Below are 10,537 nucleotides of genomic sequence, written 5' to 3' on the forward strand. Positions count from 1 at the left end.
CATCAGTGATTGGTCATTAGTTCAGTAGTCCTGGAGATCCCAAAATTTTAGACCCTAGTTTAAGCTCTCAGATTCATCTGTGCAGTAAATCTAAAATCTAAAATCGACTGACTTTTAAAGTCTGCGCCACTTGCGGCCGTCTCTGTTAATTAGCAGTTCTGCTTCCGCCGGTTCCCAAGTACCCGCTTCGTATTTAGGAACCAACTCCTGTTCGTTGGACGATTCCCAATCCATCAGCGCCGGCGTTACCACCCGCCAAGCTTCTTCCACTTCATCAGAACGGGTAAACAAAGTTTGGTCGCCCAGCATACAATCAATTAACAGGCGATCGTAAGCATCCGAAGATGTCACCCCAAAGGAAGAACCGTAACTGAAATCCATATCCACCGTCCGCGTCCGCAAATCCGGCCCCGGCATTTTCGCCTCAAACCTCAGCGAAATCCCCTCGTTGGGATGCACGCGCATAGTCAAAACGTTAGGAGTAGTTTGTTGTGCCGCGGACTGAAAGATTAGCAGCGGAACTTCGCGGAACTGAATCGCAATTTCGCTAACTTTTTTCGGCAACCGTTTGCCGGTTCGCAGGTAAAAAGGCACTCCCTGCCAGCGCCAGTTGTCAATCATAAACTTCATCGCCACAAAAGTCGGCGTTGTCGAATTGGCAGCAACCCCCGGTTCATCGTGGTATCCTGGCACGGGTTTGCCCTTCATCCAACCTGCGGAATATTGACCGCGAATCGCTGAGAACTCCAAGTTATTCAAATCTGCCAAGCGAGTGGCTTGCAGAACTTTCATCTTTTCGGTGCGGATGCTGTCAGCGTCGAGCGAGTTCGGCGGTTCCATCGCCGTCAGACAGAAAATCTGCATCAAGTGGTTTTGCAGCATATCCCGCAACGCCCCAGAGGATTCGTAGTAACCCGCCCTGTCTTCTACGCCTACTGTTTCTGCAACTGTAATTTGTACGTGATCGACAAATTGCCGATTCCACAGCGGTTCAAAAATCGCGTTAGCAAACCGAAACACCATTAAATTCTGAACAGTTTCTTTACCCAAATAGTGGTCGATCCGGTAAACTTGCTGTTCTTGGCAAACCTGCTGCACGACTCGGTTGAGAGCTTTTGCTGAACTCAAGTCGCGGCCGAAGGGTTTTTCAATTACCAAGCGGTGTTTTGCTGGGTCAACTAGCATTTGAGCAGCGCCTAGTTGCCTAATTGCTTCTGGGAAAAAGTTCGGGGAAACTGATAGATAAAATATGTGATTGCCGCGAGTTCTCCTTTCTTCGTCGATTTCCGCTAAGAAAGCTTTGAGTTTTTCATAGCTTTCGGGGTTATCAATGTCGCCCGGACAGTAGTACAAACCTTGAGCGAAATCTTGCCACAATTCTTCATTGCCAATGCCGCCGCCAAATTCTTCAATGCCTTCGCGCATTTGCTCTCGGAAGTAATCGTGACTCCAAGGGCGGCGGGCTACTCCCACCACGGTAGTTTCCGGTGGCAAGCGCCGATCGCGCTTCATCTGATAAATTGCAGGTACCAGTTTGCGCTGGGTGAGATCCCCAGAAGCTCCGAAGATCACCAGTATTTGCGGTTCCGGCACCCGTTCTTTTCGCAAACCGACCCGCAGTGGATTTTCAAGTAGCGTTACCATTATTTATTTTCCTTGTTCTAGTGGTGTTAACCCTGCCAAGACACCATGATAGTTTGCGGTCATTTCTGCTAGTTGCTGGGTGAGAGAGTTAATCGCTTCTTCATACTGCTAGAGGAGGCAGATGATTTTGCTCTCTAGGAACTTTGAAACCCATTAATCTCAAAATTCCTAGAGAGGATTTAATACTCAGCATTTAGGAAGCAAAACAATTATCTATTCCGATTCCTAAATGCTTCTGCCTTTCAGGATACAGATATCTGCCTAAGCGACGGGTGACAACTTCTGGACTTTCTCTTGCAAGGAATCTATCAGGGATTGGAACGGATTGACGAATTTCTCAATCCCGTCGAGGAGCAAGTCTGCCATCACTTTGTCCAAGTCGATGTCGATGTCGGGATCTTTGAGACTTTCGATCAGCGTGTAAGCTTCTGCAACGTTGTTCTCAATCCGGGGTGCGACATCGCAGTGGTCGAAACAAGCTTCAACAGTGTTCGGCGGCAAAGTGTTAACGGTGTCGGGGCCTATTAGTTCATCTACGTACATGACATCGCTGTAGTTGGGGTTTTTGGTGCTGGTGGAAGCCCACAGCAATCGCTGCACTTTCGCTCCTTTGGCTGCTAAAGCTTGCCAGCGATCGCTCGCTACGATCTCTTTATACTTCTGGTAAGCTACCTTCGCATTGGCGATCGCAATTTTCCCCTTCACTGCTTCCAGTTTAGCTTTTGTGGAAATATCTGTGACATTTTTGAGTTTTTCGTCAATCTTGCCATCGATATTGATGTCGATCCGGCTCAAGAAGAAACTGGCAACAGAAGCAGTATTGCTCACATCCAAACCTTTAGCCGCCCGCGCTTCCAAACCGCGAATGTAAGCCCAGAAGGTTTCGACGTAGCTGTCAACCGAGAACAGCAAAGTCACGTTAACGTTAATCCCTTCGCTGATGACTCGCTCGACTGCGGGCAAACCTTGAGCGGTTCCCGGAATCTTAATCATCACGTTTTCTTTGCCGATCGCATGATAATAGCGCAAGGCTTCGCTAATCGTGCTTTCTGTATCGTTGGCGATCGTCGGTGGCACTTCGATACTGATGTAACCGTCCAAACCCTTCGACTCTGCGTAAACCGGGGCGAAGATGTCGCAAGCGTTGCGGATATCTTCAAATACCAGAGATTCGTAAATCTCCATTACAGATTTACCCGCCCGGATGCCGGCTTCGATATCCGCGTCGTAAATCACATTACCCGCGATCGCTTTCTCAAAAATAGCCGGATTAGATGTAATCCCGCGCAGTCCCCTACTTTCAATCATCTTTTTGAGTTCGCCGGACTGGATCAAATCGCGAGTCAAATTGTCCATCCAGATACTTTGGCCAATTTCTTTGATTTCTAACAGGTGATTCGTTGGCGTTGCTGTCATTACTGTAACTCCTACAATTTGATAGCTGTTAATTGGGACTTGAAAATTGAAAATTGAAAATTGGTAATGGGGAATTGGCAATCGGGAATTGGCAATCGGGAATTCGTAATAGGGAGTCGAAAGTTATAAGTTAAAACCCTCTTCCTTCTTCCTGACATCCGTTACATCCGTTACATAATCCGTTGCCGAACTTCCCTCTTCCTTCACTCTTGGACTGTTCTAGGATTGCGCGCTCGATCTTGAATAAAAGACTCGACCATCGCTACATTTTCTTTACTGCCGACAATCAAGGGCGATCGCTCGTGCAGCTTGGTCGGCACTACATCTAAGATGTCTTGAATACCGGTACTTGCCCGCCCGCCGGCTTGCTCCATCAAAAACGCCAAAGGAGCCGATTCGTAGAGCAAACGCAATTTGCCCTCCGGTTGTTTGACCGTTCCGGGGTACAAAAACACGCCTCCCTGGAATAAAATCCGGTGGAAATCTCCCACCAAAGCCCCGCCGTACCGGGCGGTGTAGCCTTCGCTGCGGTGTACGTAGCGAATGTAGTCTCTCAAAGATTCCTCCCACTGCCAGAAGTTGCCTTCATTAACGCTGTAAATCGGGCCGCGATCGGGAACCTTAATGTTTTCGTTAGCTAGAATAAACTCGCCCAAACTGGGATCGAGGGTAAAGGAATGAACACCCTGACCGATCGAATAAACCAGCATGGTACTCGGGCCGTAGAGCACGTAGCCTGCCGCGATTTGTTTGTGTCCGTGTTGCAGCAAGTCGGAAGCAGAGCCATCTGCATCGTCTCCCTCTTGCTTGCGGATGCTGAATATGGAGCCGACATTGAGATTGATGTCAAGATTGGAAGAACCGTCTATGGGGTCGTAGAGCAGACTGTAGCGTCCGATCGGACAATTTTCGGGAATGTAATAGGGTTTTTCCATTTCCTCCGAAGCCAAGCGGCAGACAAGTCCGCTTTGCTGGAATACCGAGATAAACACTTCATTAGCATAGATATCCATCTTTTTGACGGATTCTCCCTGCACATTCACAGCCCCTGTAAACCCCAAGGCATCTGCCATTAACCCGGCCCTGCTAAGTCGCCTAGCGATCAGCTTGGCAGCTAGTCCGATGCGATTCATCAGGGCACTGAGATCCTGAGCATCTGCTGAAAAGCTGTGAAGTTGCTGGAGTACGTGACGGGATAGGGTTGTGCAATCGCGGTCTAAGGCTTGCACCTGATCGGTCGGGCCCAGGCGGGTTTCCCCTGTCGGCGCGTTTACCATGATTTTGATGTCCTCCCTGTCTTGCTGCTCTGGATTTGGGTTCGATGGAGTCCTTGACACTTGCCCCTGAATCGGCTTTTAGACCGATCGACCCCTAACTTCTATCTTAGGAAGGGTTTTGCGAAAGGGGGATAAACTTTAGGTGAATTTTAGATCTCCATCGAAAGTGTTATCAAAGAGTGAGGCGTTCGATCGACTATTTAGTCGGGCATTGTCTTTAAAATTACTAAATTTTTTAATAAACTGCTCTTGACGTAGAGAAAGAGCAGAAGAAATAAGGAAGAAAAAATAAGGAAGATTGTTGCTTGCTTAATTATCAAAAAGATTTCTAAAGATGTAGCAGGAGGAATTGCTTCTCTAGGGGCAAAGAATCTCGATATTTATGAAAATAAGACTGCAAAAGCGGAAGGCGATCGCACTTATTGAATACGGAGATCAAATGATTAGTTGAGAGTAGCGATCGCCTTTTCGATTGGTTATGCTTGAGTCAGGGCAATCGTTTCTGTCAGTTTACTGACAACAAAAATAAAGATGTTTGTGGTTAAATAGCGTAAAGGCAAGAAATATCTCGCCCTGACTGGGATAGTCTCGTTAATATCGTGCATCTCCTAAGCGTGAAGGTTCCATTGATGAGTAGTACCCCAAGAAAGAAAAAAACGATCCTGTTTTTGGCCGCCAACCCGAAAAACTCCACTCCCCTGCGCTTAGGTGAAGAGGCCAAGGAAATTGCAGAGGGGTTGCAACGCTCTAAAAAGCGCGACAAGTTTCAACTGGAGCAACAATGGGCGGTGACGCCAAGAGAAATGCAGCGAGCCGTATTAGATTATAAACCAGAGATTGTGCATTTCTCTGGGCATGGTGCAGGAGAAAGCGGTTTAGCATTGGAAGATGAGGCGGGAAAAATTAAGCTTGTAAATACCAAAGCTTTGGCAGCTTTGTTTGAGGCGTTTAAGGAGTACGTGGAGTGCGTAATACTCAACGCTTGCTATTCAGAAGTGCAAGCTGAGGCGATCGCACGTCACATTCCCTATGTTATCGGCATGAACCAAGCGGTGGGAGATAAGGCCGCACGAGAATTTGCTGTAGGTTTTTACGATTCGTTGGCTGCGGGGGAGTCGATCGAACGTGCCTATAAGTTGGGTTGCGTTAGCATCAGCATGGCTGATATTCCCGAAGAACTTACTCCGGTATTAAAGAAGAAGTCGGATTTTTCGGAGTTGGATGCAGCAGGGCGATCGCGCGATGCTTCTGGTAGCGATATCGTTGAGGAGTCGTCGCCTGCGGTGGAAAATGTGCGATCGATCGCCGCACCTCCCGTTTCTCTTCTCAATTTAGATAACCCAGAAGGTTCTTTGAGTTTAGATTCACCCCTATATATCGATCGTCCTCCCATCGAATCGGACTGCTACCAAACTATTGTAAAACCCGGAGCTTTAATCCGAGTCAAAGCCCCCCGGCAAATGGGAAAAACTTCCTTAGTGCAGCGAATTTTATACCGCGCCAAGGAAGAGGGATATCAAACAGCTTATTTAAACTTTCAATGGGCTGATGGCAGTTTTCTCACCCATCTTGATGAGTTGTTGCAGTGGTTTTGTGGTGAGATTACCAATGAATTAAATTTAGAAGATAGGTTAGGAGAATATTGGAAAGGCGTTCTCGGCAGTAAAAATAAAAGCACGAAGTATTTCCAACGCTATCTACTATCTGACAGCGATCGACCTCTTGTTTTAGGGTTAGATGAAGTCGATCGGATTTTTCAGCATTCCGAAATAGCAACCGACTTCTTTGGATTATTGCGAGCTTGGCACGAGCGGGGCAAAAATGAGGAAATTTGGAAAAAGCTGAGGTTAGTCATTTCTCACTCTCAAGAAGTTTATATTCCTCTCAATATTAATCAGTCGCCATTTAACGTGGGATTGCCGATAGATTTACCTGAACTAAATCAGATACAGGTAACAGATTTAGTGAATCGACACCGATTAAATTGGTCACATCAAGAGATTTGTGACATGATAGAAATGGTGGGCGGTCATCCTTATTTAGTTCGAGTTGCTCTCTACCAAGTTGCCAGGGGGAGAATTACCTTAGATAGCTTGCTAAAAGTCGCTCCTACTGAAGAAGGCCCTTACTACGATCATTTACGACGGCATTTAGTTAACTTGGAAACAGATGCAAAACTAGCAGCAACAATTAGACAAGTGATTAACAGCGAACAACCTGTAGAAATTAATACCGGAGAGGCTTTTAAATTGCGAAGCATGGGGTTGATCAAATTTCAGGGAAATGCTGTAATGCCATTGTGTGGTTTGTACCGTCAATATTTTCGCCATCGCCTAGCCTCTCCTCCAGCAAATATACCTGCTGTGCCACCAATAGAGAGTCATTTAGCAGCTATTATGTTCTCGGATGTTGTTAATTCCACCGCTTTATCAGTTGCCAACCAAAAGCTGGCACTAGAATTAGTGAATCGAGATTTCAGCATCATCCGAGGCATCTGCGATAAATATCAAGGCAAAGTTCTCAAAGAAATGGGCGATGGTTTATTAATTTGCTTTGCAGAAAGTGCCGTAAAAGCAGTCGCCTGTGCGCTAGAAATACAACGAAATTTTGCCGAAGCTGCTACAACCTTACCTCCGAGTCATGTTCTCCAACACCGCATTGGTATTCACTTAGGGGAAATCTTCATTTTTAAAAATGATATCAGGGGGGCTGGTGTAAATTTAGCTGCTCGTTTAGAAGGAAAAGCAGAGCCAGGAAAAATCTGTATTTCTGAAACAGTTTATCAAGTTGTTAAAACCCACTCAGATTTAAATGTGATTGACTTAGGTATGCAAGAGTTAAAGGGAATTCCTGAACCTGTACGGCTGTACAAATTGATTCCTTAACTTTCTGATTTTCCACCTATGAATTAACAATGACCTATGAAGGATTATCAATATCAAGTGGGAGGGAGTCTGCCTGCCAACGCTCCAACTTATGTCACTCGAAAGGCGGATGAAGAACTTTATCAAGCTTTAAAAGCCGGAGAATTCTGCTATGTTCTTAATTCCCGACAAATGGGAAAATCATCACTGCGAGTGCGGACAATGCAACGGTTACAAGCACAGGGAATCGCCTGTAGTAGCATTGATATCACAGAAATTGGCACTTCCGATATTACGCCAGAAGAGTGGTATGCAGGTGTGATCGATAGCATCGTCAGCAGATTAAATTTGTATGACGTTTTTGATTTAGATGAATGGTGGGAGCAGAATAGGTTACTATCGAATGTTAAACGATTTAGTAAATTCATTGAAGAAGTATTGCTCAAGAAAATTTCAGCAAATATAGTGATTTTTGTCGATGAATCGGACAGCTTGATCGGCTTAAAATTTAAAACAGAAGATTTTTTCGCCGTGATTCGTGATTGCTATAATAATCGAGCTGATAAACCTGACTATCGTCGATTGACATTTACAATGTTAGGGGTGGCAACGCCCTCAGATTTAATTCAAGACAAGCGACGAACTCCTTTTAATATTGGTCGAGGGATAGAGTTAACGGGGTTTCAATTAGCAGAAGCACAACCTTTGGCAGTTGGGTTAGAGAGTCAAGCAGAAAATTCGCAAGCATTGTTAGAAGCGGTGTTATATTGGACAGGAGGACAGCCGTTTTTAACGCAAAAAGTTTGTAAATTACTGCTCGATCGTGCCAACTCTGGATTCAGGCAAACTCCCGCTGAGTGGGTAGGGAATTTAGTTCGAGAAAAGGTGATTGAGTATTGGGAAGGGCAGGATGAACCTGAGCATTTAAAGACGATTCGCGATCGCACTTTACGCAGCGAACAGCGTGCCAGTCGGTTGCTGGGACTATATCAGCAAATTTTGCAGCACAATGAAATAGCGACTGATGATAGTCCCGAACAAATGGAACTACGATTAACTGGGTTGGTGGTTAAGCAGTCTGGCAAACTTAAAGTTTATAACCGGATTTATCAATCGGTTTTTAACCTAGATTGGGTAGAAAAACAATTAGCGGTTCTCCGCCCTTACAGCGAAACTTTTAAAGCTTGGATAGAGTCTAATTGCCAGGATGAATCGCGGCTGTTGCGGGGTCAAGCCTTGCAAGATGCTCAAACTTGGGCAGCCGATAAAAGTTTGAGCGATTTGGATTATCAGTTTTTAAATGCCAGTCGGGAAGTCCAACAACGGGAAGTTGAACGAGAGTTAGAAGCACAGAGACAAGCGAATAAAATTTTGACTCAAGCGAATCAGACGCTAATTAAAGCAGAGCAATTAGCCACCTATAAAGTCACTCAAGCCCAGAATTTAGCAAATGTCATCCAGGAAACTGCTTTTTCTAATGAATCATTTCGTTCAGGACAGACATTCCCAGCACTGTTAGAAGCATTAAAGGCAGGGTACGCATTCAAACAACTAGATGCTTCAGCCGAGACGACAAAACATATTAGAGGACGAGTGATAGCTGTGCTGCAACAAGCAGTGTCCGCAGTAAAAGAGCGCAATCATTTGGAAGGGCATAGCAATTCTGTAAATAGCGTCGCCTTTAGTCCCGATGGCAAGACATTGGCTTCTGCAAGCAGTGACCACACCATCAAACTGTGGAACGTGCAAACCCAAAAACCCATCGCTACCCTCACCGGGCATAGCAATTCTGTCTGGAGCGTGGCCTTTAGTCCAGATGGCTTGACTTTGGCTTCTGCAAGCAGTGACAACACCATCAAACTGTGGAACGTGCAAACCCAAAAACCCATCGCTACCCACACCGGGCATAGCAATGAGGTCTATAGCGTCGCCTTTAGTCCCGATGGCTTGACTTTGGCTTCTGCAAGCAGTGACCACACCATCAAACTGTGGCATCTGCAAAGCCAAAAACCTATCGCTACCCTTACCGGGCATAGCAATTCTGTCAATAGCGTCGCCTTTAGTCCAGATGGCTTGACTTTGGCTTCTGCTAGCAGTGACAAAACTATCAAACTGTGGAACGTGCAAACCCAAAAACCCATCGCTACCCACACCGGGCATAGCAATGAGGTCTATAGCATCGCCTTTAGTCCAGATGGCTTGACTTTGGCTTCTGCAAGCTTTGACAACACCATCAAACTGTGGAACCTCGAAAGCCAAAAGCCCATCGCTATCCTCACCGGGCATAGCAATGAGGTCTATAGCGTCGCCTTTAGTCCAGATGGCTTGACTTTGGCTTCTGCTAGCAGTGACAACACCATCAAACTGTGGAACCTCGAAAGCCAAAAACCCATCGCTACTCTCACCGGGCATATCAATGAGGTCTTGAGCGTGGCCTTTAGTCCAGATGGCTTGACTTTGGCTTCTGCAAGCCGTGACAACACCATCAAACTGTGGTATCTGGAAAGCCAAAAACCCATCGCTACCCTCACCGGGCATAGCAATCCGGTCTTGAGCGTGGCCTTTAGTCCAGATGGCTTGACTTTGGCTTCTGCAAGCAGTGACAACACCATCAAACTGTGGAACCTGCAAACCCAAAAAGCTATCGCTACCCTCACCGGGCATAGCGATGAGGTCTATAGCGTCGCCTTTAGTCCAGATGGCTTGACTTTGGCTTCTGCAAGCAGTGACCACACCATCAAACTGTGGAGTCTCGAAAGCCAAAAACCCATCGCTACCCTCACCGGGCATAGCAATCCGGTCTTGAGCGTCGCCTTTAGTCTAGATGGCTTGACTTTGGCTTCTACAAGCTTTGACAAGACGATCAAACTGTGGAACCTGCAAACCCAAAAAGCCATCGCTACCCTCACCGGGCATAGCGATGGGGTCTTTAGCGTCGCCTTTAGTCCAGATGGCTTGACTTTGGCTTCTGCAAGCTTTGACTACACCATCAAACTGTGGAACCTGGAAAGCCAAAAACCCATCGCTACCCTCACCGGGCATAGCGATGGGGTCTTTAGAGTCGCCTTTAGTCCAGATGGCAAAACTTTGGCTTCCGCCAGCCTTGACTACACCATCAAACTGTGGAACCTGGAAAGCCAAAAACCCATCGCTACCCTCACCGGGCATAGCAATTCGGTCTTGAGCGTCGCCTTTAGTCCAGATGGCTTGACTTTGGCTTCTGCAAGCTCAGACTACACCATCAAACTGTGGCACCTGCAAAGCCAAAAACCCATCGCTACCCTCACCGGGCATAGCAATTCGGTCTTGAGCGTCGCCTTTAGTCCAGATGGCTTG

At 46.5% G+C, this 10,537-nt stretch carries 5 protein-coding genes; 2 read left to right on the forward strand and 3 right to left on the reverse strand.

Annotated features, from left to right (window positions below):
• Nucleotides 1-114: 114 nt before the first annotated feature.
• From zwf to fbp, 3 genes are all read right to left on the reverse strand, one after another.
• A complete protein-coding gene (gene zwf, locus QUA54_RS02095; RefSeq protein ID WP_333412883.1) occupies nucleotides 115-1,644 on the reverse strand; it encodes a glucose-6-phosphate dehydrogenase in 1,530 nt (509 codons plus the stop codon).
• Nucleotides 1,645-1,905: 261 nt separating this feature from the next.
• Nucleotides 1,906-3,060, reverse strand: a complete 1,155-nt coding sequence (tal, locus tag QUA54_RS02100; protein ID WP_333412885.1) for a transaldolase — start codon at nucleotides 3,058-3,060, stop codon at nucleotides 1,906-1,908.
• Nucleotides 3,061-3,263: 203 nt separating this feature from the next.
• Complete coding sequence (gene fbp / locus QUA54_RS02105; protein WP_172191475.1) at nucleotides 3,264-4,337, reverse strand: class 1 fructose-bisphosphatase; 1,074 nt, start codon at nucleotides 4,335-4,337, stop codon at nucleotides 3,264-3,266.
• 629 nt (nucleotides 4,338-4,966) lie between these two features.
• On the opposite strand from fbp, the gene QUA54_RS02110 reads away from it, so the two are divergent.
• Nucleotides 4,967-7,222 (forward strand): AAA-like domain-containing protein, encoded by a 2,256-nt coding sequence (locus QUA54_RS02110; RefSeq protein ID WP_333412887.1) that lies wholly within the window; start codon nucleotides 4,967-4,969, stop codon nucleotides 7,220-7,222.
• A gap of 36 nt (nucleotides 7,223-7,258) precedes the next feature.
• Nucleotides 7,259-10,537, forward strand: a 3,279-nt coding sequence (locus QUA54_RS02115; RefSeq protein WP_333412889.1) for a WD40 domain-containing protein, incomplete at its 3' end; no start/stop codon positions are given.

The sequence above is a fragment of the Microcoleus sp. MOSTC5 genome (assembly GCF_036701825.1).
Taxonomy (GTDB): Bacteria; Cyanobacteriota; Cyanobacteriia; order Cyanobacteriales; family Microcoleaceae; genus Microcoleus; species Microcoleus asticus.

What these genes read in the sequence shown, in the direction of transcription:
- QUA54_RS02110 (WP_333412887.1), top strand. Translation starts at nt 4,967, where the DNA reads ATGAGTAGTACCCCAAGAAAGAAAAAAACGATCCTGTTTTTGGCCGCC.
- zwf (WP_333412883.1), bottom strand. Translation starts at nt 1,644, where the DNA reads ATGGTAACGCTACTTGAAAATCCACTGCGGGTCGGTTTGCGAAAAGAA.
- fbp (WP_172191475.1), bottom strand. Translation starts at nt 4,337, where the DNA reads ATGGTAAACGCGCCGACAGGGGAAACCCGCCTGGGCCCGACCGATCAG.
- tal (WP_333412885.1), bottom strand. Translation starts at nt 3,060, where the DNA reads ATGACAGCAACGCCAACGAATCACCTGTTAGAAATCAAAGAAATTGGC.